General features: G+C 64.8%; 24 protein-coding genes. 13 read left to right on the top strand and 11 right to left on the bottom strand.

All coding sequences use genetic code 11. From position 1 onward, the window contains the following. The first annotated feature begins 2 nt into the window (after nt 1–2). The 4 genes from JN279_RS34045 to JN279_RS34030 all read left to right on the top strand — a co-directional run bounded on the left by JN279_RS34045 (nt 3) and on the right by JN279_RS34030 (nt 4,613). On the top strand, nt 3–1,061 hold the full coding sequence (locus tag JN279_RS34045; RefSeq protein ID WP_202351393.1) for a branched-chain amino acid ABC transporter permease: 1,059 nt from the start codon (nt 3–5) through the stop codon (nt 1,059–1,061). 95 nt (nt 1,062–1,156) lie between these two features. Next, on the top strand, nt 1,157–2,497 hold the full coding sequence (locus tag JN279_RS34040) for an ABC transporter substrate-binding protein (protein ID WP_096454275.1): 1,341 nt from the start codon (nt 1,157–1,159) through the stop codon (nt 2,495–2,497). Nucleotides 2,498–2,525: 28 nt separating this feature from the next. Further along, a complete protein-coding gene (locus JN279_RS34035) occupies nt 2,526–3,296 on the top strand; it encodes an ABC transporter ATP-binding protein (RefSeq protein WP_096454277.1) in 771 nt (256 codons plus the stop codon). A 48-nt stretch (nt 3,297–3,344) separates the two neighbouring features. Beyond that, a complete protein-coding gene (locus JN279_RS34030) occupies nt 3,345–4,613 on the top strand; it encodes an acyl-CoA dehydrogenase family protein (RefSeq protein WP_096454279.1) in 1,269 nt (422 codons plus the stop codon). 26 nt (nt 4,614–4,639) lie between these two features. Here JN279_RS34030 and JN279_RS34025 read toward each other — a convergent pair whose 3' ends face one another. Continuing rightward, nucleotides 4,640–5,482, bottom strand: a complete 843-nt coding sequence (locus JN279_RS34025) for a LysR substrate-binding domain-containing protein (protein ID WP_096454281.1) — start codon at nt 5,480–5,482, stop codon at nt 4,640–4,642. A 90-nt stretch (nt 5,483–5,572) separates the two neighbouring features. Here JN279_RS34025 and JN279_RS34020 point away from each other — a divergent pair, with 90 nt between their 5' ends. Beyond that, on the top strand, nt 5,573–6,574 hold the full coding sequence (locus JN279_RS34020) for a bile acid:sodium symporter family protein (RefSeq protein WP_096458657.1): 1,002 nt from the start codon (nt 5,573–5,575) through the stop codon (nt 6,572–6,574). A gap of 372 nt (nt 6,575–6,946) precedes the next feature. Continuing rightward, complete coding sequence (locus JN279_RS38435; protein WP_096454283.1) at nt 6,947–7,447, top strand: hypothetical protein; 501 nt, start codon at nt 6,947–6,949, stop codon at nt 7,445–7,447. A gap of 37 nt (nt 7,448–7,484) precedes the next feature. Here JN279_RS38435 and JN279_RS34010 read toward each other — a convergent pair whose 3' ends face one another. From JN279_RS34010 to JN279_RS33985, 6 genes are read right to left on the bottom strand one after another with little or no spacing between them, the layout of a single operon-like run. Beyond that, nucleotides 7,485–8,258: an SDR family NAD(P)-dependent oxidoreductase gene (locus tag JN279_RS34010; protein ID WP_202351392.1), complete on the bottom strand. Its 774-nt coding sequence runs from the start codon at nt 8,256–8,258 to the stop codon at nt 7,485–7,487. 5 nt (nt 8,259–8,263) lie between these two features. Then, complete coding sequence (locus JN279_RS34005) at nt 8,264–9,646, bottom strand: dihydroorotase (protein ID WP_244734276.1); 1,383 nt, start codon at nt 9,644–9,646, stop codon at nt 8,264–8,266. Then, complete coding sequence (locus tag JN279_RS34000; RefSeq protein WP_096454287.1) at nt 9,621–10,556, bottom strand: polysaccharide deacetylase family protein; 936 nt, start codon at nt 10,554–10,556, stop codon at nt 9,621–9,623. Before JN279_RS34000 ends, JN279_RS34005 begins: the two co-directional genes overlap by 26 nt. A gap of 12 nt (nt 10,557–10,568) precedes the next feature. After that, on the bottom strand, nt 10,569–11,594 hold the full coding sequence (locus tag JN279_RS33995; RefSeq protein WP_096454289.1) for an NAD-dependent epimerase/dehydratase family protein: 1,026 nt from the start codon (nt 11,592–11,594) through the stop codon (nt 10,569–10,571). Between the two features lie 30 nt (nt 11,595–11,624). Beyond that, the gene (locus JN279_RS33990; RefSeq protein ID WP_096458663.1) at nt 11,625–12,374 is read right to left on the bottom strand and encodes an SDR family NAD(P)-dependent oxidoreductase; all 750 of its coding nucleotides are present in this window, start codon (nt 12,372–12,374) and stop codon (nt 11,625–11,627) included. Nucleotides 12,375–12,384: 10 nt separating this feature from the next. Next, on the bottom strand, nt 12,385–13,566 hold the full coding sequence (locus tag JN279_RS33985; RefSeq protein WP_342216297.1) for an MFS transporter: 1,182 nt from the start codon (nt 13,564–13,566) through the stop codon (nt 12,385–12,387). 376 nt (nt 13,567–13,942) lie between these two features. Here JN279_RS33985 and JN279_RS33980 point away from each other — a divergent pair, with 376 nt between their 5' ends. Genes JN279_RS33980 through JN279_RS33950 form a run of 7 tightly spaced genes read left to right on the top strand, consistent with a single transcriptional unit; the run spans nt 13,943 to nt 21,091 of the window. After that, nucleotides 13,943–14,293: a RidA family protein gene (locus JN279_RS33980; protein ID WP_202351391.1), complete on the top strand. Its 351-nt coding sequence runs from the start codon at nt 13,943–13,945 to the stop codon at nt 14,291–14,293. A 24-nt stretch (nt 14,294–14,317) separates the two neighbouring features. Next, entirely contained in the window at nt 14,318–15,748 is a 1,431-nt protein-coding gene (hydA, locus tag JN279_RS33975; RefSeq protein ID WP_202351390.1) for a dihydropyrimidinase, read from the top strand. Beyond that, nucleotides 15,733–16,647 (top strand): nitrilase-related carbon-nitrogen hydrolase, encoded by a 915-nt coding sequence (locus tag JN279_RS33970; RefSeq protein WP_202351389.1) that lies wholly within the window; start codon nt 15,733–15,735, stop codon nt 16,645–16,647. The genes hydA and JN279_RS33970 overlap by 16 nt, the downstream gene beginning before the upstream one ends. Nucleotides 16,648–16,658: 11 nt before the next feature. Then, entirely contained in the window at nt 16,659–17,969 is a 1,311-nt protein-coding gene (locus tag JN279_RS33965) for a Coenzyme F420 hydrogenase/dehydrogenase, beta subunit C-terminal domain (RefSeq protein ID WP_202351388.1), read from the top strand. A gap of 13 nt (nt 17,970–17,982) precedes the next feature. Next, nucleotides 17,983–19,149, top strand: coding sequence for an NAD(P)/FAD-dependent oxidoreductase (locus JN279_RS33960; protein WP_202351387.1), 1,167 nt, complete (start codon nt 17,983–17,985; stop codon nt 19,147–19,149). Further along, complete coding sequence (locus JN279_RS33955; RefSeq protein ID WP_202351386.1) at nt 19,146–20,429, top strand: Zn-dependent hydrolase; 1,284 nt, start codon at nt 19,146–19,148, stop codon at nt 20,427–20,429. Before JN279_RS33960 ends, JN279_RS33955 begins: the two co-directional genes overlap by 4 nt. After that, entirely contained in the window at nt 20,426–21,091 is a 666-nt protein-coding gene (locus tag JN279_RS33950) for a cysteine hydrolase family protein (protein ID WP_096454305.1), read from the top strand. Before JN279_RS33955 ends, JN279_RS33950 begins: the two co-directional genes overlap by 4 nt. Here the strand turns inward: JN279_RS33950 and JN279_RS33945 are convergent. The 4 genes from JN279_RS33945 to JN279_RS33930 form a co-directional block, all read right to left on the bottom strand. After that, nucleotides 21,076–22,563: an N-acyl-D-amino-acid deacylase family protein gene (locus JN279_RS33945; protein WP_202351385.1), complete on the bottom strand. Its 1,488-nt coding sequence runs from the start codon at nt 22,561–22,563 to the stop codon at nt 21,076–21,078. The genes JN279_RS33950 and JN279_RS33945 overlap by 16 nt on opposite strands. Before the next feature lie 96 nt (nt 22,564–22,659). Continuing rightward, complete coding sequence (locus JN279_RS33940; protein WP_202351384.1) at nt 22,660–24,201, bottom strand: trimethylamine methyltransferase family protein; 1,542 nt, start codon at nt 24,199–24,201, stop codon at nt 22,660–22,662. Nucleotides 24,202–24,223: 22 nt separating this feature from the next. After that, nucleotides 24,224–25,192: a D-2-hydroxyacid dehydrogenase gene (locus JN279_RS33935; protein ID WP_202351383.1), complete on the bottom strand. Its 969-nt coding sequence runs from the start codon at nt 25,190–25,192 to the stop codon at nt 24,224–24,226. A 10-nt stretch (nt 25,193–25,202) separates the two neighbouring features. Further along, nucleotides 25,203–26,111 (bottom strand): dihydrodipicolinate synthase family protein, encoded by a 909-nt coding sequence (locus JN279_RS33930; protein ID WP_202351382.1) that lies wholly within the window; start codon nt 26,109–26,111, stop codon nt 25,203–25,205. Nucleotides 26,112–26,136 lie beyond the last annotated feature (25 nt).

The raw sequence follows: 26,136 nt of genomic DNA, 5'->3' as shown, positions 1-26,136 counted from the left end.
TCGTGACCACGCTGCAGGAATCCGCCCCGACCAAGCCGCTCCGCCGGCTTGCCTTTGGGGGCGGCACCATCGCCATCGTCGCTGGCCTGATCGCCGCCTTCGCGGTGCCGGCTCTTGCCGACGATTACTGGCTGAGTTCGATCATCATCCCGACGGTGATCATGGGGCTTGCGGGCATCGGCCTGAACCTTTTGATGGGCTATACCGGGCTTGTGTCGATCGGTTCGGCTGCCTTCATGTCGATCGGCGCCTTCTCGACCTACAATTTGCTGTTGCGCGCGCCATTCTTGCCGCTGCCGGTCGTTCTGATCCTTGCCGGCCTGATCGCGGCGATTGCCGGCGTCATCTTCGGGCTGCCGTCGCTGCGCATCAAGGGCTTCTATCTCGGCGCTTCGACGCTGGGCGCCCAGTTCCTGTTCGAATGGCTGTTCACCAATTTCAGCTGGTTTTCGAATGACAGCCAGTCGCTGACCATCTCGGCGCCTCGACTGCAGATCCTCGACTATGACCTGCAGTCGGCCACCGGCCGCTACTATCTGGTGATCGCAACCACGGTGCTGCTCATCGCGCTGGCCTTCGCCATCGTCAAAAGCCGTGTCGGCCGCGAATGGATGGCGATCCGCGACATGGATGTCGCTGCCTCGGTGATCGGCATCCGCGTTGCGCGCCGCAAACTTCTGTCCTTCGGCATAAGCTCGTTTTTCCTCGGCATCGCCGGCGCGCTCTGGGCCTTCGGATATCTCGGCACCGCGGACGCGCATGCGTTCAATCTCGATAAATCGTTCCAGATCCTGTTCATCGTCATCATCGGCGGCGTGGCAACCATCTTCGGCAATTTTCTCGGCGCCGCCTTCATCGTGCTGACGCCGATCCTGCTCGACCGGCTGTCGCTGGTGATCGATCTGTCATTCCTCGGCGACCAGGGCGCGCTGGCAAACCTGCAGCACATCATCTTCGGCACGATCATCATCGTGCTGCTGATCAAGGAGCCGGATGGATTGTCGAGTCTGGGAAGGCGCGGCGTGGAAGCCCTTCGCTCGCGAGCACGATCATCGAACTGAAACCAGACAGACGAAACACCTCGGCGCCGGGTCTTTCGCCTCCTCCCAAGCATCGGTCGTCACTTTCTCCAAACCACTCAAACAAGGGTTGCACAATGTCATTGCTAACCAAGACCATGTCGCTGGCGGCCGCTGCCGCGATGGCCGTCACGCTGCTGGGCAGCGCGTCCTTCGCCGAAGACGGCACTGGCCAACAGCTCTATCCGCTGTTCACCTACCGCACCGGGCCCTATGCCCCATCGTTCATTCCGTTCGGCGCCGGCAATATCGATTATCTGCGATACATCAATGAGGTCGAGGGCGGTGTCGATGGCGTCAAGATCCTGGTCCAGGAGTGCGAGACGGCCTACACGATCGAGCGCGGCATCGAATGCTACGAGCGCTACAAGAACGGCTATAATGGCGCGCTGACGGCGGCAATCTATCCGCATTCGAGCGGTCTCGACGTGGCCCTCACCGACAAGGCTCGCATCGACAAGATCCCGATCGTCAGCCCTGGCGGCGGCCAGAACATCGCCACAGACGGTCGCGTGTTTCCCTACCAGTATCCGCTGGTGTTCGACTACTGGAGCGAAGCCCAGATCATCGTCGATTACATCGCCCAGCAGGCGGGCGGCTATGACAAGCTCAAGGGCCTGAAGATCGCGACGCTCTATCACGATAGCGGCTATGGTCGTGATACGATCGAGCCGCTCGGCATCCTTGCCAAGAAATACGGCTTCGAGGACATCCAGATCCCGGTTCCGCATCCCGGCGAACAGCAGCAGACACAGTGGCAGCAGATCCGCCGTGCAAACGCCGACTGGGTCTTTCTGCGCGGCTGGGGCGTCATGACGCCGGTGGCGATCAAGACAGCGGCCCGCGTCGGCTTCCCCGCCGATCGCATCATCGGTGATATCTGGAGCGGTTCGGAGGACGATGCCCGTCCGGCGGGCGCCGCCGCCAAAGGCTACCTCGCCGTCTCCGTCTTCCCGCCGGGCACCGACTACGGCATCTTGAACACGCTCAAATCTGACATTCTCGACAAGGGCAAGTCCGACCTGAAGGACAGTTCGAAGTTCGGCACGGTTTACTACAATTACGGCGTGATCGAAGCCATCACCTTCGTCGAGGCGCTACGCACCGGGCATAAGAAGTTCGGCAACAGGCCATTGACCGCCGCCGAAGGCCAGTGGGCGCTCGAACACCTCGACATCGATCAGAAGCGGATCGCCGAGCTTGGCGCGGAAGGCCTCATCAGCCCGCTGAAAACCTCCATCGACAACCACAAGGGCGAAACCATCGCCGCCAAGATCATCCAGTGGAACGGTCAGTCCTGGGACACAAGGACCGATTGGATAAAGGCCGACGCCTCGCTGTTTGCCGACGTCATCAAGGCGAAGGCTGCCGCCTACGCCAAGGAAAAAGGCATCGAGCCCCGCGTTGCGACGAACTGACATCAACCCGCACGGACAGGATCGACCCATGACCATTTCAGCAACAGGCATCCTCGAGATCCAGAACATGGAAGCGCTCTATGGTCAGGCGATCCTTGCCGTGCGCGACGTGTCGCTCAAGGTCGAGCAAGGCAAGATCGTTGCCCTGCTCGGCGCCAATGGCGCGGGCAAGACCACAACGCTGAAGGCGGTTTCCAATCTGCTTGGACCAGAGCGCGGCAAGGTCAGCCGCGGCAGCATCCTGTGGCAGGGCGAGCCGGTCAGCGGCCTCTCTGCGTCCCGACTCGTCGCCAAAGGCGTCGTGCAGGTGCTGGAGGGCCGTCATTGCTTTGCGCAATTGACGGTCGAAGAAAACATCCTCTCCGGCGGCTTCCTCCGCAAGCCGAACAGGACAGACCTGCAGCGCGACGTCGAACGGATCTACACATGGTTTCCCCGCCTCAAGGAGAAGCGCAAGGTCAAGGCCGGCCTGACCTCCGGGGGCGAACAGCAGATGGTGGCTATCGGCCGCGCGCTGATGACCAGGCCGAGCCTTGTGCTGCTGGACGAGCCGTCGATGGGGCTCGCGCCGATCATCGTGCAGGAAATCTTCGAGATCATCCGCGTTCTGAACCGTGAGCAGGGCGTCAGCTTCCTGCTTGCCGAGCAGAACGCCAATCTCGCGCTTCGCTATGCCGACTACGGCTACATCCTCGAAAACGGTCGCGTCGTTCTGTCGGGAACGGCCGAGGAACTGCGCGCCCGCGAGGATGTCCAGGACTTTTACCTGGGCGGTGCCAATGTCGCCAAAGCACACTGACCGCTTCGCCCGCGCCGGGTGGGGCGGCCAATTTCAGGACAATGCAAAATGACACAGATCGATACCGCTTGGGGCGCGGGCCCCAGCGCTCGCTACGAGACACTGGCAGAACGGTTCCGGCCGATATTTGCAGAGATCGCCGCCGGTGCGGTCCAGCGGGAGCTTGGCCGCGACCTGCCGGTAGCGGAGATTGCGAAGTTGAAGCAGGCGGGCCTCGGCGCGCTGCGCCTGTCTGAAGCCGAAGGTGGCCTTGGCGCGACGCTGCCCGAACTCGCCAACATTCTGATCGAGCTGTCGGAGGCCGATTCCAACATCACCCAGGCGCTGCGCGGTCATTTCGGGTTTGTCGAGGATGTCGTCAACAAGACGCCAGGCGAGAGCCGCAAGCGCTGGGCGGAGCGGATTGCCCGTGGCGAGATCGCCGGCAATGCCTGGACCGAGATCGGCGATGCCAAACAGGACGCTTTCTCGACCCGCATCTCGAAGAAGGATGGCAGGCTGGTGCTCAACGGCACCAAATACTACACCACCGGCTCTCTGTTCGCCGACTGGATCGATGTCGGTGCGACAGGGCTCGACGGGAAAGGCATTGTCTTGCAGGTGCGCCGCGATGATCCGGGCGTCGATGTCGTCGACGACTGGGACGGTTTTGGCCAGACGCTTACGGCCAGCGGCACCACGACCTTTACCGATGCGGCGGTCGACCCGGACGATGTCGTGGTCGACGATGACAAGTTCCGCTATGGCGCCGCCTTCTACCAGCTGGTGCATCTTGCCACCCTTGCCGGTATCGGTCGGGCGATCGCCAACGAGACGGCCGCCGCCGTCGCCGCCCGCCAGCGCTCATACTCCAATGGCGCCGGCCCACGCTCGAGCCAGGATCCGCAAGTGCTTCAGGTCGTCGGCCGCATTCGCAGCAACGCCTATGCGGCTGGCGCGATCGTCTTGCAGGTGGCGCAAGCCATCGAACGTGCTTATCAGGCGCACTTTGCCGGCGATGCCGATGCCGAGGAAAGGGCCAACGCCGTCGCCGAACTCGAGACATCGCAGGCGGTGACGGTCGTCACAAACCTGGTCCTTGAGGCGTCGACGATTATCTTCGATGCGCTGGGTGCGTCCTCGACCAGGAAGCCGATCGGCCTCGATCGCCATTGGCGCAACGCTCGCACCCTGTCTTCCCACAACCCGCGCATCTACAAGGATCGCATCGTAGGCGACTTCGCAGTCAACGGCACGCCGCCACCCTATCAGTGGCGGATCGGACGCAGCCCGTCGCCGGCTCCGGTCGCTCCGGTGATCGAGGCTGCCGCGGAATAGGTGAAATCGGCCTGCGACGGAATGGGTCAGCGCAGGCCTTTCACCTTTGCCAGAATATCGTCCGAAAGCGCCGAGACGAGGGCCCTGTCAGCGCCCTTGCTCGGGATCAGGACGAATTCCACATCTTCCAGCTGCGGCAGGCGGCCGATTTCCTTCAGGCCCGACGGCGACATGCTCTGCGGTTGCACCAGAACCCCCATGCCGGCGCGGGCGGCGGCCGTCAGCCCGCTCAGGCTTCCGCATGTGCAGACAATGCGCCACGGCATGCGGTGCCGTTCGAGCACTTCCAGCGCGATGCTGCGCGTGACGCTCGGCGCGGGGAAGGCAATCAACGGCAAGGCTGCGAGCGACAGGACGTGTTCCGGATCGCGGGCAAGCCAGACAAGCGGCTCGCGATAGACGAGCCGGCCACGGCTGTCGCCCAGCCGGCGCTTGGCCAGGACGAGATCGAGCTCGCCATTGTCCTGCATCTGGTAGAGCACGCCACTGAGCGCGACGGTCAGTTCAAGGTCGACGGATGGATGAGACCGGACGAAATCCTCCAGCACCAGCGGCAGACGGCTGGCAACCAGGTCCTCGGATACGCCGAGCCTCAAGGTGCCGCGCAGTCTCTGCGCAGTGAACAGCGCCTGGACCTGTCCCTCTATCGACAACAGGGTCCGGGCATGGCCGAGCAGGGCTTCGCCGTCTGGCGTCAGCACCACCTTGTGCGTATCGCGGGCCAGCAATTGCCGGCCAAGCGCGGTCTCCAGCTTGCCGATGTGCTGGCTGACGGTGGATTGCCCGAGGCCCAGCCTCTCGGCCGCGAAGGTAAAGCTTCCCATTTGCTGGACGGTGACGAAGCTGCGCAGTTGGACCAGGTCGAGCATTGACATCCTAAATCACGATAACTGTTATCCATTGTATCCTGTTTCGCAATGCGCGAGAAGACGGCGCCACCACTCTGGAGCGAACATGTCATGCGCCGCTTTCTGCCGGACACCTTTCTGATCCTGCTGTTATGCACCGTCGCGCTGGCGTCGGTCGCGCCTGCAACAGGGGCGTTCGCGGGATGGTTCGCGGTGGCGACCAATCTTGCCGTGGCGCTTCTGTTCTTCCTGCACGGTGCGCGGCTCTCGCGCGATGTCGTTGTTGCCGGCCTGATGCATTGGCGCCTGCACCTGGTCATCCTTCTGACGACCTTTGGCCTGTTCCCGCTGCTGGGCCTGGCGCTTGGCTATCTGCCTGCCGCGATCCTGCCCAAGCCGCTTTACCTCGGTATTCTTTTTCTGTGTGTCTTGCCGTCGACGGTTCAGTCCTCGATCGCATTCACCTCGATGGCCGGTGGCAATGTCCCCGCGGCCATCTGCTCGGCGTCCGCCTCCAACATCTTTGGCATGTTCCTGACACCCTTGCTCGTCGGGCTGCTCTTCTCCATCGGTGGTCACGGCGGATTTTCGTGGGATGCGGTGAGCCAGATCCTGATGCAACTGCTCCTGCCCTTCGCGCTCGGGCAGCTGCTGGAACCGCGGATCGGCAAGTGGATACGCGCTCGCAAGACCTTGCTGATGCCTGTCGATCGCGGCTCGATCCTGATGGTCGTCTACCTGGCCTTCAGCACGGCGGTTGCCGAGGGACTGTGGCACATGTTCTCGCTGCGCGACATTGCCGTGGTCGTTGTCGCCGACATGGCCTTGCTCGTCCTGGTGCTTCTGTGCACGACCTATGGCAGCCGGCTTCTTGGCTTCGACAGGGCCGACCAGATCACGATCACCTTTTGCGGCTCGAAGAAGAGCCTGGCGAGCGGCGTGCCGATGGCCAACGTCATCTTTGCCGGTCAGGGCGTCGGCGCGATCGTTCTGCCGCTGATGCTCTTCCATCAGATACAGCTCATGGTCTGCGCCATGATTGCCCAGAAATATGCCCGTGCGGCGCACCGGTCTTCCGTGCTGGGAGCCGAAACGACGGCTTCGGTCGCCTAGCTGGGTTTTTGCGTATATCGCATGAAGGCCTTGCGCCCGCAGGCCGGCCTGGACGGTCAATCAGATCTTCGTCTTGATCCGCAGTCGACCTTTATTCCGGCCGCGGGGCATCGCCGGTGAAAGGAGGCACACTGGACGGCTGGACGATCGATGAGGTCGAGACACCAGCGCCTTACATTGACAAAATCGTTGAGGTTGGTCTTGTGTCTCGGGAAACGCGGTATCCATGGCCAGATCGCGATGTCGGCGATCGATAGTCGCCGGCAATCGTGACGGAAACGCCGGGATTCTCGACGACAAGCATCGAGCTGAAACATCGTGCGGCGCATGTCCGCGGTCCGCCGATAGTCCGTGAACGACATGGAGAATTAGATGCGGAACACGATGCTGGGCTTGGCGGCACTTGCCCTGGCTGCGTGCCAATCGGCTCCCGTGGAGCCGCAACCCGCCGCTGTCGAACCCGCGTCGGGTCCGGTCGCCCCTCAACCGGCCTTGGCTGCCGCTGCTCCTGCTGGCTCTACGATCATGGATACATCCGTGACGATCACTCCCCCGGCGAAGGGCGTTCCGGCAAAGTACGCGGCTTTTTCAGGCATGTGGGCTGGACGATTGGAGGGCGCGTATGAAGCCAAGGTCGCCGTTCAGACGATTTCTGCGAACGGCAAGGTGACGGTCACCTTTGCCTGGGGCAATCTGGGCGACAACAATCCGGGCGAGGCCGCCGGTGAAGGAAGAATTGTCGGGAGCACGTTGAAGCTCGGGCGCCTGCCGAATGGCGCGGACATCAGCTTGACCATGATGCCTGACGGGACCCTGTCCGTAACCTATGCGCTCGTCGGCCAGACCTACAGAGGCACGTTTATCAGGCAATGACCAAAACCCGACTGGTCGCATTGCGGCCAGCCAGCCTTCAGCCCGCCATCCAGCCACCGTCCACCATCAAATTGATACCGGTGACGTAGCTCGCCATGTCGCTGGCAAGGAACAGTGCGGCTCCTGCCACATCGTTCGGGGTCCCGAGTCGCGGCCAAGGCGTGCGCCGATGTGAATAGTCGAGTGCGTCGGGGTCGTTGGCCACGCCCGGCTTGCCGGTGATGATCTTGCCGGGTGCGATTGCGTTGCAGATGATCAGGTCGTCGGCGTGGTCGACAGCGATCTGCCGCGTCATCTGCACGATGCCACCCTTGCTCACCGAATAGGGAAAGTCGCCGGGGCAGGCGACCATGCCGTGCTGCGAGGAGATGTTGATGATGCGGCCGCGCACGTCGTTGACCGGCGCCTGGGCGAGCATCTGCATCACCGCCCGTTTCGAGCAGTAGAAGAAGCCGGTCAGATTGACGCCGATGACGCGGCTCCATTGCTCTGGCGACGTCTCGATCAGATTGGTGCTGGTGTAGATCGCGGCGTTATTGACCATCACATCGAGCCGTCCGAACTGCTCGACCGTCGCACCGACCAGCGCATCGACGGCGTTCCAGTCGGATATGTCGGTCCGGATGTAAACGGCGGCTCCGCCGGCCGAGCGGATCAGCCCCATGGTGCTCTCACCGCCTTCGATCGGCTGCTCGACCGTGTCGGCGATGACGACGTTCGCGCCCTCGGCCGCGAATTTCAGCGCGATCGCGCGGCCGATGCCGGAACTGCCTCCGGTGACGATGGCGGTCTTGTCTGTGAGCAGGGGCATGGTCCTCAGCTTTCCCGGGTGACAATGTTTCCGACTTTCGGGCCGGTCAGCTTTCCCTCGCGCACGATCTCGCGACCGCGCAGGAAGACACTTGTCAGCCGCGCCTGGACGGTCCAGCCGTCGAATGGCGTATAGCCCGCTCGCGACACCTGATCGGCATTGGCGATCGCGCTGGACTGGCGCGGATCGAGAATGAGGATATCGGCATCGTGGCCGGTGGCGATCTTCCCCTTGCGCCGGCCAAGGCCAAAACGCTCGGCCGGGTTGCGGGCGCACAGGCGCACCAGATCGGGCAGGGCGATCAGGCCTTCGTCGACCAGCTTCAACATCGCCTGCAGCAGCGTCTGCAACCCCGGCATGCCGCCCGGAATGTCGGCGAAAGCCGCGTAGGGCGCCGCCTTCTCGGCCGGCTTGTGCGGCGCGTGGTCGGTGGCGACGATATCGATCAGCCCCGCGCTCAGCGCGGCGCGCAGCGCATCGACATCATGCGGCGAGCGCAATGGTGGTGAGGCCTTCAGATTGGCGCCTTGTGTTTCGTAATCCTGCGCCGTGAAGAACAGGTTCTGTGGCGTGGTTTCGACGCTGGCGTCGGCCATGCCGCGCAGCCGGCTCCAGGTTTCGACGCCGAGTTCGGAATTGATCTGGCGGACATGAATCCTGGCCTCGGCCGAGGCGGCGGCGACAAACGCCCGGGCAATGCCGTTGGCTTCCGCCAGCGGCGGCCTGCTGGCCTGAAAGGCGGCGATGGTGCCGGAGCGGTCACGCAGTGTGCTGCCGGTAAGGATCGATTGATCGCCCGGCGAGATGCCGATCAAAGTGTCGCTGCCGGCGAAAGCCTTCAATGCCTCGGCCACGGTGTCGAGCGTCGCGAAGAGGAAGTTGTCGGGCACATCGGCGGTGAACAGTTCGAACGAGACCGGCGCGAGATCGAGCAGGCCTGAGACGTGCGACAGGTCGCTGCTGACCACGGCCTGGAAGCCGAGATCGACATGGATGCGGCCATCGGTCATCGCCATCTTGTCGGCAAGCTGTTCGGCCGTGGCCGTCCACGGCTCGTCTGTCGGCATGTCGAGCACCGTCGTCACGCCGCCAAGGGCCGCGGCATGCGTGCCGGAGGAAAAGTCCTCCTTGTGCGTCAGGCCGGGCTCGCGCAGATGTGCATGCGCGTCGACCAGGCCGGGCAGCAGATAGGCACCGGCCGCATCGAAAACGGTGCTAGCCGAAGCCGTCTCGCCGGGCGCGATCATTGCCGCGATGCGGCCGTCGGTGATGCCCACGTCGCGCCGCTCGAACCCTTCGGCGTTGACGATGGTGGCTCCCCGGATCAGCGTATCGAACATGTCGCCATTCTCGTTGCTCTTGTCAGCCGCGCCGCTCGAAGCCGGCACGATTGTCCAGCCAGAACCGGGCAATGTCTTCGCGCCGCATAAAGGCAGCGGCCGGGTTCCGCTTCACATGCTCGATCACCTCGCGCAGCCCGGACGCCCGGTTGGGCTGGCCCATCCAGCGCGCGTGGATGCCGATCGTCAGCATGCGGCCGCCGGTTTCGTCCGCCTCGTCGAGCATGTAATCGATCGCCGAGCGGCAATCCTCGGCGAAGTCGCGCGGATTGCTGTAGCCGGGCGCCACCAGATAGCGGCTGTCATTGAGCGTCTTGGAATAGGGCACGACCAGGATCTCGGTCCCCCGATGGTCGAGGAAATAGGGTAGGTCGTCGTTGCAGGGATCGGAGTGGTAGAGGAAGCCGCCTTCCTCGACGAGCAAATCGCGCGTGTTGACGCTGGGCAGCGAGCGGCAGTTCCAGCCGAGGGGGCGCCTGCCCAGCAGCTTCTCGTAAAGCGCGATCGCTTCATGCAGGTGGCGCTTTTCCTCGCCGCGCTCCATGGTCGTGTAGTCGATCCAGCGCAGGCCGTGGCCGAGCAGATCGTGCCGCCGCGTCTTCATCCATTCGACGAAGGGCGGGTTCCGCTCCAGCGCTACCGCGCAAGCGGAGATGGTGATCGGGATGTCGTGGCGATCGAAGAGCCGCGCCAGACGCCACACGCCGGCACGGCTGCCATATTCGAAATGCGTCTCGGTGCCGAGGTCGCGCACCGGCGGGCTGGAGGTGAGATTGTATTCGCCCCAATTGTCGTTTCGGCCGTCTTCCAGCCAGGAGTACTCCGAGCCTTCCTCGTAGTTGAGCACGAGGTTGATGGCGAGCTTGACGCCGCCGGGCCAGGTCATGAAGGGCGGCCGGGAACCATAGCCGACGAAGTCGCGCGGCTGGGGCGGTTGCGGGGCAGCGCTCGGCGTCATGGCAAATTCCTCTCAACTGGTTTCGTTGGCTTCTATCCAGTCCATGTAAGCGTGGAAGGCTTCCTTGCCGGGACGCGGCCGCCATGTGGTGTCGCGCAGGATGCGGGCGATGTCATACGCGCCCCACATGCCGCCTTTCAGTCTCACATCCTGGACGATGTTGGCGTCTTCTCCCGATGTCACCTCGACTTTCAGTCCGGGCACACGCTCCCTTGCCCAGCCGATGATCTCGCCGATGGTCTGGCTGGAGCCGGAGCCGATGTTGTAGTGGCGGTAATTGAGGCACGGCGCATCGATCAGTGCGAGGATCGCGGCGGCAACGTCGGTCGAGGTGGCGTAGTCGCCGACCGGCTCCAGGCTGTTCGGCCTGATCGTCTCGCCGGCCAGGGCCATATGCGCGACGCGGTTGGGAACATGGCGAAAGTTGCGGCTCTCGGTGGCGCGGTCCATCGGGCCGTAGACGGAAGCAAGCCGCACCGAGACCGCCGACAGGCCGAACAGGTCGGCATAGCGGTTGGTCACCATCTCGGAGGCGAATTTCGAGATGCCGTAGAGCGTCAGCGGCGCGACATAGCCGTCTTCCGGCAGTGGCTCGCCGCCCCAGTCAGGTCCGTTGTGGCGGTAGACGGAGCCCGAGCTGACATAGACGAAGCGTTTCACCTCCGGCCTCGCGCGCGCCCAGTCGAGCATCCGCACGGTGCCCATGAGATTGACGTCGACGATGCGGGCCGGGTCCTCGGCCTCCGGCTGGCGTTTTGCCTCCAAGGCGCTGCCGCGTGAGATCGGCGTGATTGTCGCGCCATGCACGATTGCCGTGATGCCTTGCTTGTCCAGCGTTGCGGACCAGGTCTTCGGGTCGAGCACATCGGCGGCGATCACTGTGAGCCGGTCGCGCACCGGGGCGAAATGCTTTTCGGCCGCCGCGTCGAGGCCGGACCGGTCGAGGATCACGGCACGGGCTTGCGGATCGCGGTCGAGCCAGGCGCGTGCGACCACGCTCATGACAAAGCCGGTGCCTCCGGTGACGAGCAGCGTCATGCGAACTCCTTTGAAGTTGAACGAAGAGGGTCAGCGCGTCGCATAGCCGCCGTCCACGAGCATGTCGGATCCGGTGACGAAGGATGCGTCCGATGACAAAAGGAAAGCCGCCGCCGCGGCGATCTCATCCGGCTCAGCGATGCGGCCGAGCAGATGCGCGGGTCCAAGACCTGCATTGGCGGCCTCGAAATCTGGAAATCTGCGCAGCAGCCGCGTTGTCGCCACCGCGCCCGGCGACAGGCTGTTGACGCGGACCTTGTCCGGCGCATGGTCGACCGCCATCGCCTTGGCGAGATGGATCAGCCCGGCCTTGGCGGCGCAATAGGCGACGGCCCTGGTGGTGGCGACGCGTCCGAACTGCGAGCCGATGAACACCACCGAACCGCCGCCACCCGCCGCGATCAATGGCACCGCGTATTTGCTCATCAGGAACGCACCGGTCAGGCTGACGTCGAGCTCGCGACGCCAGGACTGTTCGTCGAGATCGACGACGGTGGCGTTGGTCGATGGCGCGGCGGCGTTATGCACCAGTCCGTCCAGCCGGCCGAATTTTTGTTTCGCGAATTCGACGGCGCCCCGGGCGGAACTCATGTCGGTCACGTCACATTGGCAGGCGGCAACCGAAGGACCAAGTGTGTCGGCAAGCTGTGTTGCCGCCGTGAGATCATGGTCGGCGCAGACTACGCTGGCGCCTTCCGCAACGCAGCGCCGGGCAATGGCGGCGCCAATGCCGCTTGCGGCGCCCGCGATCAGGACAACGCTTCCCTGCAATCGGTTCATCGCGGCGACCTCAAACACGTTCCTCGACGCTTTGCATGACCGGCGCGGTGACCGGCCGGCGCAGAAGATTGTAGCAGGCCGCGAGCGTGACCAGGGCAGCGCCGCCGCCGAGCAGCAGGAACATGGCGGGAGGCCCAAGATGCGCCATCAACCCCGCCGCGACACCCGGCGTCGCCACATTACCGATCGAGTAGAGCAGGAGCAGCGTGCCGGAGGCGGCGACCATGTGCCGGCTATGAAGCTGCGATGCACCGAAGGCCATCGCCACCGGATAGATCGTCAGCGCGGTGGCACCGTAGAGGAAGAACAGCACGAACAGCAGCGGCACCGAGAAAGTGCCGACCCATGCGATCGCGGCGCAGGCCGTCACCGACACCAGCCCTTGCACGAGCAGCATCAGGCGGCGGTCGAACCGGTCCGACAGCCAGCCGACCGGGGTCTGCGCGAGCATGCCGGCGATGCTGATCGTGGTCACCAACCAGACCGTGGCCGCCGCCGACAGCCCGATCTGCGTGCCGTAAAGAGGCGTCAGCACGAAGATGTTCATATTGGTGATGCCGGCCTGGAAAATGGCGACGACCGTCACCGGCGCCAGCCTGAAAAGCGAGAGCGGTCCGAGCCGCCTGTCTGCCTTCGCTCCGGGCGCCGGCGCCGGGTCTGCCGGCACCGAAGGCAGCGTCGGCCAGCGCAGCCCCGCGAATTTGGGCGCGAACGCCACAAGCACCGTCGCCGCCGCGACCAAGAACAGATGCGGAGATTGCGGACCGACAAGCGCGACCAGGATCTGGCCGAGCAGCACGGCGATCGCCGTCGTCAGCATGTAGATCGAGAACATCGCCCCGCGATTGTGCTGTTCGGCATAGAGATTGATCCAGCTCTCGCAGACGACGAACATCGAGGCCATCGACATGCCGCCCAGCAGCCGAAAGCAGAACCAGAACGGCATGAAGTCGGTGAAGACGAAGCCCAGGGCCGACAGCAGCGCTGTTGTCAGGATCAGCAGGAAGGTCCGCTCATGGCCGTAGCGGGCGACCAATGGACGTGTCATCAGGCAGCCGATCAGGAAGCCTACCGGATAGGCGGTCAGCACGATCTGCACGATTTTGGGGTCGACGCCGGGTTTGCCCAGATGGAACGACACCGCGGTCGTCAGCATGGCGCTGCCGATACAGGCGAGACAGACGCTTGCCATGATCGGCAACATGGCGCGGGAGCGCTCGGCATTCCGCCACAAGCGCATCGCGGATTGAGCAATCGATCCCATGAATGCCGCTGTCGGTCGGCTAGAGCAGACGCCGGCGATCGCAAACAGGATCAATGACCGACGCTGGACGTTCATGCATGGCGACGGCTCCCCTTGGCAGTCACGCTGACCAGCGGCTGCTCTCCCAGACAGAAGCTACACTTCATCATGCGTGCCACAAGCGAAGATTGACACGGCTATGGCGTCATTTTTTTTGGCCATCCCGGTGGCTGAAAACGGCGTCGCGCCATGCGACAGGCTTTACAGTCGTTTCGCACGCTCCCTACGATAGGCCGCCTGCAGAACATCGAGAGGAGACCAGGAGATGACGATCGAACGTCTTGAGAACGGCCAACGCTTCTGTCGGGTGCTGCGCTACAACGGCACCGTCTATGTCTCCGGCCTGACGGTGGACGACCTTTCCGGCGACACCACCGCGCAGACCAAGCAGATCTTCGCCAAGATCGATGCGCTTCTGGCCAAGGCTGGCAGCGACAAGTCGAAGCTTCTCAGTGCTCAGATCTGGCTGCGCGACATCGCCGATTTCGAGATGATGAATGCGGCCTGGGATGCCTGGATCGATCGCAGCGCCATGCCGGTGCGCGCGACGGTGGAGGCACGACTTGCCGGCGACCAATATCGCGTCGAGATCATGGTCACGGCGGCGGTCGGCTGACGCCGATTGGGGTGGGCAAACCGAATGCATGAGCTGGTGATCAAAGGCGGACGGGTTGCGCTCGACGACGGTTGGGCCGAATGCGACATCGCCATCGACGATGGCTGCATCGCCGCCATCGGGACCGATCTGGATGGTCAATCCGTGATCGGCGCCGACGGTCGTTGGGTCATGCCCGGCGGTATCGACGCCCATTGCCATCTTGACCAGCCGGTCTGGGGCGGGGCGGGCAATGCCGACGATTTCGAGTCCGGCACCATCTCGGCCGCCTTCGGGGGCACGACATGCATCGTCCCGTTCGGCATGCCGGGTCCGGACATGACGACAATTGGCGCCATCGACCGCGCTCTCGATCGCGCCACGGGGCGCGCGGTCATCGACTACGGGCTGCACGCCGTGGTGACCATGGGCACCGGCGCGGATGTAGAGGAACAGCTTTCGCAGCTCGCCGGCCGTGGCATCGCCTCGGTCAAGTTGTTCATGACCTATCAGGGTTTCGCCGTCGACGACGATCTCTTCTTCAGGGTGCTCGATACCGCCCACACGCTTGGCTGGATCGTCATGGTCCATGCCGAGAACGATGCTGCCATAAGACGCACGCGCCAGCGCCTGATCGATCTCGGCCGCACCGATATCCGCTACCATGTCGTTGCCCACAGCGAGACGATGGAGCGCGAGGCCACGCATCGTGCGCTGGCCTTCGCCGAAATGACAGGCGCGCGCATGACCATCGTCCACGTCTCCTCCTGGCAGTCGGCCGAAGAGGTGGCGCGGGCGAGGACGCGCGGCGTCGACGCGATCGCCGAGACCTGTCCGCAATATCTGTTCATCGGCGCCGCCGACCTCGATCGGCCGGCCCTGGATGCCGCGCGTTTCGTCTTTTCGCCGCCGCCGCGTTCGCCGCGCAGCCATGAGCATCTATGGCAGGCGCTGATCGATGGCGGCATCGACCTCTGGTCCTCGGACCATTCGCCCTATTTCTTCGCCGACAAGATCGCGCGGTCGCAGACACCTGGCTTCACCACCACGCTGAGCGGCATTCCCGGCATCGAGACTCGTCTGCCGCTGCTCTTCTCGGAAGGGCTGCTGACCGGCCGGCTGACGCTGGAGCGCTATCTCGATCTCACCTCGCGCAATGCCGCCGCGATCTATGGTCTGGCCCACGCCAAGGGGCGGATAGCGGTCGGCCTCGATGCCGACCTGGCGCTGTGGGATCCGACAGTGACCTGGATGCTCGGTCATGCCGCCTTGCATTCGCGCGTCGACTTCACCCCTTACGAGGGCCGGACCGTGACCGGCAAGCCGACCACCGTGCTGGTGCGCGGCGTGCCGGTGGTCGCCGACGGCGAGCTGCAGGTGCGGCCGGGGTTCGGACAATTCATAGAGCGCACCGCGGCCGATCCGGCGCGATCGGGAAAACCAGTTGAGGAGACGACGCCATGGCTCGATGCCTGACCATAGCGGTCGCCCAGACCGGGCCCATCCAGCGCAGCGCTTCGCGTACCGAAACGGTCGATCGCCTCGTCCACTTGTTAGAGCAGTCCGCCGCCGCAGGGGCGGAAATCGTGGCGTTCCCGGAGATGGCGCTGACCACCTTCTTTCCGCGCTGGCGCATTGACGATCAGGCGGAGATCGACGCCTTCTTCGAACAGTCGATGCCAGGCCCCGAAACGCGGCGCCTCTACGATGCCGCCGCGCGTCTCAAAGTCGGCTTCGCGCTCGGCTATTGCGAGATCGCCAGGGAAGACGGCCGCACGCGCCATTTCAACACCATGGACCTCGTCGGACCGGACGGCGCCTTCATCGGGCGTTACCGCAAGATGCATGTGCCGGGCTCAGCCGAGCCGGAGGAAGGCACCACCACGCATCTCGAACGCCGCTATTTCGAACCGGGCAATCTCGGCTTCCCGGTCTTCGACTATCGCGGCGTCCGTATCGGCATGGCGATCTGCAACGACCGACGCTGGCCCGAGACCTACCGCATGCTCTGCCTCAATGGCGCAGAGGTGGTTCTGCTGGGCTACAACACGCCGCTGCTGCTCGACGAGGCGCCGGCGCTGGCGCATCTCAGAATGTTCCACAACCATCTGCCAATGCAGGCCGGCGCCTACCAGAACACGCTGTGGGTGGCGGCCGCGGCCAAGGCAGGGCTGGAAGACGGCCAGGCGTTGATCGGCGGCTCCTGCATCATCGCGCCGACCGGCGAGATCGCCGCGCAGGCGCTATCGCTCGACGACGAGGTCATCGTTCATCGCGCCGATCTCGACCTGATCGAGACCTGCCGGAAGGTGAATTTCAACTTCGCGCTCTATCGCCGCCCCGACCAGTACCGGCGCATTTCGGAACCGGTCTGAGATCGAACGACATGGGCCTCGTCGAAACCAATCAGGACACGATGCCGCGCGCGGCCGACCCGCTGTCACTGGGCGCGATCGTCGAGAATGGGCTCTGTATCGGTTGCGGCCTGTGCCGTTCGATCGCCACGCCCGATGCCATCGAAATGGTGATGACGCCGGAGGGCCGCGAGCGGCCGGTGGCGAGGGAGGCATTGGACAGGCCGACGCTGATGCGGATCAACGCCGTCTGTCCGGGAACGCGCATCGCCGGTCCGCCACCGGCGCAATCAAGCGAAGCCGCTTTGACGGATACCGTCTGGGGGCCTGTCGAACGGCTCGTGCTTGGCCGCGCGAAAGACCCGACCGTGCGATTTATCGGTTCCGGCGGCGGGGTGCTGACAGCGCTCGGCCAGTTCCTGCTGAGCTCCGGCCGCGTCAAATTCGTGCTGCATGTCGCGGCATCGCGTTCCCAGCCGATGCGCAGCGAAAGGCGGCTGAGCTTCGATGCCGCGTCGATGCTTGAGGGTGCGGGCTCGCGCTATGGTCCGGCGGCGATCCTGGTGGATTTCGGCGACATCCTCGATCGCGGCGAGCCCTTCGCGCTGATCGCCAAGCCTTGCGACATCACTGCCGTGCGCAACCTGGCGCGGCTCGATCCCCGCGTCGACCAGTATATGCGCTATGCTTTGGCCTTCGTCTGCGGCGGCGCATCCGACCTGTCGAAATCGGAACAGGTGCTGCAGCGTTTCGGCCTCGCCGAGGACGAGCTCACGCTATTTCGCTATCGCGGCCACGGCAATCCCGGCCTCAATCGGATCGAAACCAGGGACGGCCGCGCCTTTGAGCTCACCTATCGGCAGCTGTGGGAGGATGAGGACAAATGGATGATCCAGCCGCGCTGCAAGATCTGCCCGGACGCGATCGGCCAGGTGGCGGATATCGCGGTTCATGACGCCTGGTTGAACGGCGGACCGGCGGCCGAGGACGAGGCGCTCAACGGCATCATCGTGCGCACTAGGCGCGGCCTTGAGCTGTTCGACGCGGCGGTCGAAGCCGGCGCGCTGGAGATCAAACGCGAGACCGGCATTGCCGAAATCAGTGAGTTGCAGTCGCACCAGGTGCGCAAGCGGCGCGCTGTCTGGGCGCGGCTCAAAGGCATGGCGATCGCCGGCAAGCCGGTGCCGCTTGTCACCGACCTCGCACTTGAAGATTGCGCCCTGCAGAATTCTCTGGCCGAGAATCTGGCCGAGGGGCGGGGCGCCCGCGACCGTGCCCGGCGCGGACGCCTGGGTGAGCCGCCTGCCGCGCCGCGCAAAAGCGAGGTTGTGCAGCCGTGTTGAGGGATGGGCTGATATGAGTGCCGCCGAGCAAACCGAAATCATCATCATTGGTGGCGGCATTGCCGGCGCCGGCGCCGCCTTCGAAACGTCCCGCTCCGCCAAAGTGATCGTGCTTGAGCGGGAAAGCCATTGCGGCTACCACACCACCGGCCGCTCGGCGGCGAGTTTTACCGAAAACTATGGCAACGGCATCATCCGCCGCATCGTGCTGGCGAGCCGGTCTTTCCTGACCGAGCCGCCCAGCGGCTTCTGCGATTACCCGCTGCTCGGCAAACGCGGCATGATCACCGTGGCGCGCGCCGATCAGCTTGATCTCTTGGCGCAGGATCTGGAGGCCGCGCAGGCCTTGGTGCCCTCGATTGTCGCCATGACGCCGGCCGAGGCGATTGCGCGCGTGCCGGTGCTGCGCGCGGATTACCTCGCCGGCGCCTATACCGAACCGCATTCGATGGACATCGATGTGAACGGCCTGCACCAGGGTTATCTGCGTGGCGCCCGCGCGCGTGGCGCGCGCATCGTCACCAATGCCGGCGTCAAGGCGATCGACCGGCGAGGCGGCCAGTGGCGGGTCGAAACCCCGGCGGGAACATTCCTTGCGCCAACGGTCGTCAATGCCGCCGGTGCCTGGGGTGACGAGATCGCTTTGATGGCGGGTGTGCGTCCGGTTGGCCTGCAGCCGAAGCGCCGCACCGCTTTCAACATTCCGGCGCCCGCCGGCGTCGACATCACAGAGTGGCCGCTGGTCAACGATGTCGGCGCCGAATTCTATTTCAAGCCCGATGCCGGGCAGTTGTTCGTCTCGCCTGCCGATGCGACGCTTTCTCCGCCGATGGATGCCTATGCGGAGGACATCGATGTGGCGATCGGCGCCGAGCGTCTTGAACGGGCGACCACCATCGAAGTGCAGCGCGTGTCGCGCTCATGGGCGGGCTTGCGGACCTTCGTCGCAGATGGGTCGCCGGTGGTCGGACCGGATGACGAGGTCCCGGATTTCGTCTGGCTGGTCGGGCAGGGCGGCTATGGCATCAAGACCTCGCCGGCGCTGTCGCGCGTCTGCGCCAGCCTGATTGCTGGCAAAGGCTTTCCAGACGATGTCGCAAGGCAGGGCGTGTCGATGGACGATCTCACGCCACACCGGCTGCGCGGCGACGAGTCTCAAACCAGGCAGGTTGCTTTATGAGCAACGCTGCCCTCACGGCCGGCGGCACGTTGGCCGGGCATCTGCTGGAGAGGCTGGCGCAGGCCACCAGCGACGCGCCAGGGATCACCCGCGTCGCCTACGGACCAGGTGAGCGCCTCGCCCATGATCTCGTGCGCGACGAAGCGGAAAAGCTCGGCGCCACGGCGCATGTCGATGCCGCCGGCAATCTCTATTTGACTCTGAAGGGACGTAGTCCGGATTTGCCGGCGATCGTCATAGGTTCGCATCTCGACAGCGTGCCGCATGGCGGCAATTTCGACGGCGCCGCCGGTGTCGTGGCCGGGCTGGCGGTGATGGCCGAACTGCTCGGGCAAGGCATGCAATTGCCGCGCGATCTGATCGTGCTGGCGACCCGCGCCGAAGAGGCTGTCTGGTTTCCGCTGTCCTATCCCGGCAGTCAGGCAGCACTTGGCCTGCTGGACCCGGTGGCGCTCGATGCGAAGCGGTCGGACAGCGGCCGCACGCTTGCGGATCACATGCGTGAGGAAGGCTTCGATCCCGATGCCGTGCGGCGCGGTGTGCCGGGCATCGACGCCGGCCGGATCGCGGCCTTTGTCGAAGTGCATATCGAGCAGGGACCGCGCCTTGTCGCATCCGGTGCGCCGGTCGGCATCGTCACCGGCATTGCCGGCGGCTTTCGCTATGTCGATGCGAAATGCTTCGGCGCCTACGCGCATTCCGGCGCCGAGCCGCGCTTTGCCCGCCATGACAGCGTGCTCGGCTTTGCCGATCTGGTCGCCGGCCTTGAAGCGGAATGGGACGCGCTCGAGCGCGACGGCCACGAAGCCACAATCACCTTCGGCCGGGTGGAATCCGATCCGAGCCAGCACGGCGGCAGCCGCGTCCTGGGCGAAATCAGCTTCACGCTCGATGTGCGCAGCGCCGAGGCCGCAGTGCTGGACCGGATCGAAGCGCGCCTTCATGCGATCTTCGCAGAGGTCGGCGCCAAGCGTGGCGTCAGCTTCGAGGCCGGGCCGCGCTTCACCTGGGAGCCGGCGACCATGTCGCCGCCGCTGATCGCGAGGCTGGACGGTGCTGCCGCCGAACTGCAAATGCCGGCGCCGCATGTGCCGAGCGGGGCGGGGCATGACGCGGCCACCTTTGCCGGCGCCGAGATTGCGACCGCCATGATCTTCGTGCGCAACGAGAACGGCAGCCACAACCCGCATGAAGCGATGGAAATCGCCGATCTCGATCAGGCGATCCGCCTGCTTCTTCGTTTCGTCACCGACTTCGACAATCCCGTGGGACAGCCATGAACCTTGCCGCGACCGCCTTGCTCGTCATCGACCTGCAGAATGAATATCGCCCCGGTGCGGCCTGGCCGGTCATCGGCTACGACGCGGTGCTCGCCAACACCACCGCGCTGATCGAAGCCGCCCGCGCGGCCGGTGTGCCGGTCATCCATGCGCAGGCCTGGGTGAAACCGGAGGAACGCGATGGCTATGCAAGGCAGGAAGAGATCCTGACCGAGGAATTCCGCTCCGCCGTGGCCGGCAGCGAAGGTGCTGCGATCTGCGCCGAAGTGGCGGCCCGGCCCGGCGACATCGTCATCCACAAGCACTGGCCGAGCGCCTTTCGCCGCACCGATCTTTCAAAACGGCTTGCCGACCTCAAGGTCGAGAACCTGATCGTCACCGGCGTGCTGACCGACAGCTGCGTGACCGAGAGCGTGTTCGACGCGGTCTATCAGGGATTCAGGGTCTGGCTGGTCAAGGAGGCCTGCGGCAGCATGAGCGAGGCCATGCACCGCACCGGCATGCTCGACATGGCCAACCGGCTCTATGGCGGCGGCATCCTGCGCCTGCCCGAGGCGCTGAAGGCGCTCGCCGGCCAGCCTTTCGACGGCTGGCGCTGCACGCGGCCGGTGGAATTTGTCTACACGCTGGAAACCGTCGACCGGATTTACGAGGCTCTGTGATCGGCGCCGCAGCCGCATGCGCCTCTGACGACCTTTGAGGCCGCCGGCTTGAGCACCGCGCCCGGCAGCGCTCCGGTTGCTCTGCCGCCACGCCAGACGGATACGCCGTTTACGAAGACATGCTCGATGCCGGCGGCGGGCCGGCGCGGCTCCTCGAACGTGGCGGTGTCGATGATCGTGTCGGGATCGAAGATGACGAGATCGGCGAAATTGCCTTCCGCGAGAAGCCCGCGTTGCGCGATGCCGAACTCCCGTGCGGGCAGGCCGGTCATGCGGAACACGGCTTCCTCCAGGCTGAACAGGCCGACATCCCTGGCATAGTGCCCGAGCACACGCGGAAACGTGCCCCACAGGCGCGGATGCGGATGGATGTCATGCGGCAGGCCATCCGAGCCGATCATGGTGCGTGAATGCGCCATGATGTTGCGCACGTCCGTCTCGTCGAGCTGGAAATAGACAGCACCTGCTGGCAGCAGGCGCTGGCCGGCCTCGCGCTCACTGCAGTTCCATTCCCGCGCAATGTCGGCGATCTCGCGCCTGGCCATCTCGGGATGCGGATCTGACCAGGTGATGAGGATCTTGAGCCCTGTGTCGCAGCGCTCCAAGCGAAGCACGGTCGAGCTCGCGGCATAGGGGTAGACATCCATGCCGATGTCCATCGTTTGGCGCGCCCGGTCGATCCTTTCCAGGGACGGACGGCTTTTGCCGAAATTGGCGCGGCCGGTGCACTGGTGGTGCGAGATGAACAGCTTGCCGCCGGCATGATCAGCGATGTCGATCGCTTCCTCGATCGCCTCGTCCATTGTCTCGAAATAATTGCGCGTGTGCGTGACATAGGGGCCGCCGAGGCTTGCCGCCGTGGCGGCGAGCGCCTTGACCTCTTCGGTCGAGGAGTTGACCGCCGGCGGATAGTCGAGCCCGGTGCTGAGGCCGAAGGCGCCTTCGGCCATCGCCTCGGCGATCGCCTCCTGCATCGCTGCCGTCTCCGCGTCATTGGCTGCACGATCGGTCACCGGCATGCAGCGCTGGCGCAAGGTGGTGTGGCCGACGAGCAGGGCCGCGTTCGTGGCGATGCCGCGCCGCTGGAGCTCGGCGACATAGTCGGCAAAACGGTCGAAGCGGAAATTCTCGCGGCCGCCGACCAGTGTGAAGGGCGGTGGCGGTGTCTTGTCGAGAAGCAGCGGCGCCAGGCTGACGCCGCAATTGCCGGCGATCACCGTGGTGACACCCTGGCTGATCTTCGGGTCCATGCCGTGTGGCGCCAAAAGCGCGCCGTCGTCATGGGTGTGCACGTCGATGAAGCCGGGCGCGACCACCTTGCCCCTGGCATCGATCTCCTCGATGCCAGTCACGTCGTCCAGCCGGCCGATGGCGGCGATCCTGTCGCCGGTGACGGCCATGTCGGCCTCGAAAGGTTTCGAGCTGTCGCCGGAAATCAACGTCGCATGACGGATGACGAGATCGTATGGCATCGGGCAAAGGTCCAACTCTCTTGTTGGAGCATGATCTCTGGACAAACGGAAACCGTTTGTCCGAGAAAACCGGTTCCCACTTTTCGGGATCATGCTCTAGCCGTCCGGATTGGCGGCGATCTCCTCGCGGCGGCGCGCGACATAGGCGTCGAGCTCCTCGCGGATCGCGGGGTCCATCACCGGTTCTTCGTAATCGTGCAGCGCCTGCTGCCAGAGCTCCGTAGCCCGCTCCAGCGCATCCTTGCCACCGGCCTCCTCCCAGGCGCCATGGTTCTGCCAGTTGGAGAGCATCGGCTGGTAGAAGGCGGTGGTGTAGCGCGACATGGTGTGCTCGGCGCCGAAGAAATGGCCGCCGGCCGGCACCGACTTGATCGCCTCGAAGCCGAGGTCGTCTTCCTGGAACGGCAGCGGCCGCAGGAACTCCATCATGTTCTGCAGGATCTCGACATCGAGCACGAGCTTTTCATAGGACGCGGTGAGCCCGCCCTCGAGCCAGCCGGCCGCATGGTAGATCAGATTGGCACCACCAAGCACCGCGCCCCAGGTCGCCATTTCCGTCTCATAGGCCGCCTGCAAATCGACCACATTGGAGGCATTCGCGTTGGAGGTGCGGTAGGGCAGATTGTAGCGCCGCGCCAATTGCCCGGCGATGATGTTGGCCTTGGCGTTCTCCGGCGTGCCGAAGGCCGGCGCGCCCGACTTCATGTCGACATTGGAGGTGAAGGCGCCATACATCACCGGCGTGCCGGGGTTGACGAGTTGGGTAAGCACCACGCCGAACAGCGCTTCCGCATTCTGCTGGCAAAGCGCTGCCGCCAGCGTCACCGGCGTCATCGCGCCCATCAGCGTGAAGGGCGTGACGGTCACCGGCTGGCCGTGCTCGGCCATGGCGATCAGTCCCTCCGCCATCGCATCGTCGAACAGGCGCGGCGAGTTGATCGAGATGATCGTGGTCACGCCCGGTGAGGCGCGCATCTCCTCGACGGAGATGCCGCGCGCTATCGCCATCATGTTGATGCCGTCCATCGCCCGGGCGCGGCCGATCGCGGTGCAGTGGAAGGAGAGATCGCTCAGCGTCAGATTGGCGTGATAGGTGTCGAGATGGCGCGCGTTGGCCGGCAGCTCCATCGGCGCCACCACCTGGTTGCCGATGATGTGGATGGCGTTGAAGTGGTGCGCCAGCTTGATGAAGTTCTGGTAGTCGGCAAGATTGCCCTGACGTCGGCCGTTGATGCGGTCGTGCACATTGGGCGGGCCAGCGACCAGCCCGAAGACCAGCGAATTGCCGCCGAGATGCACCTGCTTCTCAGGATTGCGGCTGGTCAGCGTGAAGGAGGACGGCACCGCGCGCAGCGCCTCGTTCACCAGGCTCTCGTCGATGCGGATGGTCTTTTCCTCGCGGTCGACGATGGCGCCGGCGGAGGCGAACAGGTCCATCACCCGCTCGCTCATCACGCGGATGCCGAGCTCCGACAGGATGCGCATCGAGGTGTCGTGCAGTTGCTGCATCCGCTCTTCGTCGAGAAGCTGCATGGGCGGATAGGGATTCTTGACGCTCTGCCACGGCAGTTGCGCGATGCCGCCGCCGCCGCGTTCCAGCCTCGACTTGCGGCCGCCGCCGCGCCTGTCCTGTGACATCGGATTTATTCCTTCCCGGCCTTCAATAGCCGCGCTCCGGACTGACCACATTCTCCAGCGGCTCGCCGCGGCGGTAGCGCGCCAGATTGTCGGCGAACATTCGCACCGACTTGATGTCCCAGCCGTCATAGACCGCCGCGCAATGCGGCGTGATGGCGACGTTGTCGTAGCCCCAAAGCGGGTGCTCGGCGGGCAGCGGCTCGGTCGCAAAGACATCCAGCGCCGCGCCCTTGATCTGTTTGGCATCGAGCGCGGCCAGAAGTGCTGCTTCCTCGACGACGCCGCCGCGCGAAATGTCGATGAGCACGGCGGAAGGCTTCATGGCGGCAAAGGCCGCTTTGCCGAGCAGGCCGCGCGTGGTCGGCAGCAAAGGCACGCAGCAGATGACGAAATCGGCGTGGCCGATGAGTGGTAGCAGCGCGTCAACGCCATGAACCTCGTCCAGGCATGGCGTCGGCTTGGGCCGCGCGCGGATACCCAGCGTATGCATGCCCATCGCCTTTGCCCGTTTGGCGACGGCCTCGCCGGTCTTGCCAAGGCCGATGATCAGCACGGTCTTGCCTTCGATCGGCTCGACACGGCCGCCGCCCCACTGCCGCGCCTGCTGGCGGCGTTCGAAGCCGCGCAGGTCGAGCGAGAAGGACAGCATGGCGCCGAGCGCGTATTCCGCCAGCATGCCGGCGGCAACGCCTGCGGAATTGGTCACCGTGACGCGCGTCGGATCCCAGCGTCCCAGATGATCCGTGCCGGAGCCGCCGATGGACACCCATTTCACGGTCGGGCTTTCGACGAGGGCCTGGCGTGGATAGCGCGGCGTGCCGTCGAAGCGGATGGAATAGACCACTTCCGCCGCCACGCGCTCGATCAGTTCGGGAAGCCCAGCGTAGCTCTCGCAGGGGTGGACCGGGAGGTCCGGGTGCGTCTCGGCGAGCACGGCCAACGCGCCGGCCGGCTTGTCGGTGTGCAGAATTACGGTTGGGCGGGCCGACATGGCGCGGGCCTCAGCCGTGGCCGATATGATCGGCGGCACTGCCCAGCGCGACAAGCAGCGCTTGCCCGTTCTCCAGCGTTGCATTCTCATGCGGCGCGCGCAGGTTCAGCCAGCGCTGGTCGCCGGAGCGCACGGCCAGCACGGCCTTCATCGCAGGGATCAAGCCGGCATCCTGGATGATCTTGCGGAATGCCTTGATCGCCGCATCCGCCTCAGTAACGTTCTCCCCGGCCAACGTACGATCGTAGAGCGAGCGGATGGCCGCGGCGTTGAGGTTGACGGTGGCCGAGATGCAGCCCGCCGCGCCGTTGGCCAGCCCCTTGGTCAGTTGCGCTTCGGAGCTGGGGAACACCGCAACATTTGGCGCGGCGGCAATCACCGCCGCCGTGTTGTTCCAGTCGCCGGCGCTGTCCTTGTAGGCGACGACAGTGTCGGGAAACGCCGCGCTCAGCCGGGCGGTCAAGGCCGGGCTCACCGGCACGCCGGAGTTCTGCGGAATATGGTAGAGGATCATCTTCATTGCCGGGTTCGCAACCCGCTCGATCAGTTCGCTGTAGTAGCGTGCCTGGCCGTCATCGCCGGCGGCGGTGTAGAAGAACGACGGCAGCACCATCACGCCGGCGCAGCCGAGCCCGACCGCGTGCGCCGACAGTTCGACGGTTTCCGGAAGCGCGGTGACGCCGGTGCCGGGCATCAGCCGGCCTGGCGAAATGCCGGCTTCGATCAGCCACTCCAGCGCCTGCATGCGCTCACCAAGTGAGAGCGACAGCGCCTCGCCTGTGGTGCCGAAGGGGGACAGGAAATGCGCGCCCTGGTCCAGCAGCCATTTGGCATGGGACACAAAGAGGTCGCGTGCGATGCCGCCGTCATCCGCGAACGGTGTCAGGATCGGTGCGATGGTTCCTTGCGGGCGGGTCATGCGTATCCTCTTTTGCGTGATGGTA

Source organism: Mesorhizobium sp. 113-1-2, from assembly GCF_016756475.1.
Taxonomy (GTDB): domain Bacteria; phylum Pseudomonadota; class Alphaproteobacteria; order Rhizobiales; family Rhizobiaceae; genus Mesorhizobium; species Mesorhizobium loti_C.
Note: the sequence above shows the minus strand (reverse complement) of the source record. Positions and strands in the feature narration are given on the sequence as shown.

Excerpts from the sequence above, each read along its gene's own strand:
- JN279_RS33985 (WP_342216297.1), bottom strand. The coding sequence starts at position 13,566 with ATGGCAAGCGTCTGTCTCGCCTGTATCGGCAGCGCCATGCTGACGACC.
- JN279_RS34040 (WP_096454275.1), top strand. The coding sequence starts at position 1,157 with ATGTCATTGCTAACCAAGACCATGTCGCTGGCGGCCGCTGCCGCGATG.
- JN279_RS33935 (WP_202351383.1), bottom strand. The coding sequence starts at position 25,192 with ATGTCGGCCCGCCCAACCGTAATTCTGCACACCGACAAGCCGGCCGGC.
- JN279_RS34000 (WP_096454287.1), bottom strand. The coding sequence starts at position 10,556 with ATGACGCCGAGCGCTGCCCCGCAACCGCCCCAGCCGCGCGACTTCGTC.
- JN279_RS33965 (WP_202351388.1), top strand. The coding sequence starts at position 16,659 with ATGGGCCTCGTCGAAACCAATCAGGACACGATGCCGCGCGCGGCCGAC.
- JN279_RS33930 (WP_202351382.1), bottom strand. The coding sequence starts at position 26,111 with ATGACCCGCCCGCAAGGAACCATCGCACCGATCCTGACACCGTTCGCG.
- JN279_RS38435 (WP_096454283.1), top strand. The coding sequence starts at position 6,947 with ATGCGGAACACGATGCTGGGCTTGGCGGCACTTGCCCTGGCTGCGTGC.
- JN279_RS34010 (WP_202351392.1), bottom strand. The coding sequence starts at position 8,258 with ATGCCCCTGCTCACAGACAAGACCGCCATCGTCACCGGAGGCAGTTCC.
- JN279_RS33950 (WP_096454305.1), top strand. The coding sequence starts at position 20,426 with ATGAACCTTGCCGCGACCGCCTTGCTCGTCATCGACCTGCAGAATGAA.
- JN279_RS33970 (WP_202351389.1), top strand. The coding sequence starts at position 15,733 with ATGGCTCGATGCCTGACCATAGCGGTCGCCCAGACCGGGCCCATCCAG.
- JN279_RS33955 (WP_202351386.1), top strand. The coding sequence starts at position 19,146 with ATGAGCAACGCTGCCCTCACGGCCGGCGGCACGTTGGCCGGGCATCTG.
- hydA (WP_202351390.1), top strand. The coding sequence starts at position 14,318 with ATGCATGAGCTGGTGATCAAAGGCGGACGGGTTGCGCTCGACGACGGT.
- JN279_RS33945 (WP_202351385.1), bottom strand. The coding sequence starts at position 22,563 with ATGCCATACGATCTCGTCATCCGTCATGCGACGTTGATTTCCGGCGAC.
- JN279_RS34030 (WP_096454279.1), top strand. The coding sequence starts at position 3,345 with ATGACACAGATCGATACCGCTTGGGGCGCGGGCCCCAGCGCTCGCTAC.
- JN279_RS33960 (WP_202351387.1), top strand. The coding sequence starts at position 17,983 with ATGAGTGCCGCCGAGCAAACCGAAATCATCATCATTGGTGGCGGCATT.
- JN279_RS34035 (WP_096454277.1), top strand. The coding sequence starts at position 2,526 with ATGACCATTTCAGCAACAGGCATCCTCGAGATCCAGAACATGGAAGCG.
- JN279_RS33980 (WP_202351391.1), top strand. The coding sequence starts at position 13,943 with ATGACGATCGAACGTCTTGAGAACGGCCAACGCTTCTGTCGGGTGCTG.
- JN279_RS33995 (WP_096454289.1), bottom strand. The coding sequence starts at position 11,594 with ATGACGCTGCTCGTCACCGGAGGCACCGGCTTTGTCATGAGCGTGGTC.
- JN279_RS34025 (WP_096454281.1), bottom strand. The coding sequence starts at position 5,482 with ATGCTCGACCTGGTCCAACTGCGCAGCTTCGTCACCGTCCAGCAAATG.
- JN279_RS34020 (WP_096458657.1), top strand. The coding sequence starts at position 5,573 with ATGCGCCGCTTTCTGCCGGACACCTTTCTGATCCTGCTGTTATGCACC.
- JN279_RS33990 (WP_096458663.1), bottom strand. The coding sequence starts at position 12,374 with ATGAACCGATTGCAGGGAAGCGTTGTCCTGATCGCGGGCGCCGCAAGC.
- JN279_RS33940 (WP_202351384.1), bottom strand. The coding sequence starts at position 24,201 with ATGTCACAGGACAGGCGCGGCGGCGGCCGCAAGTCGAGGCTGGAACGC.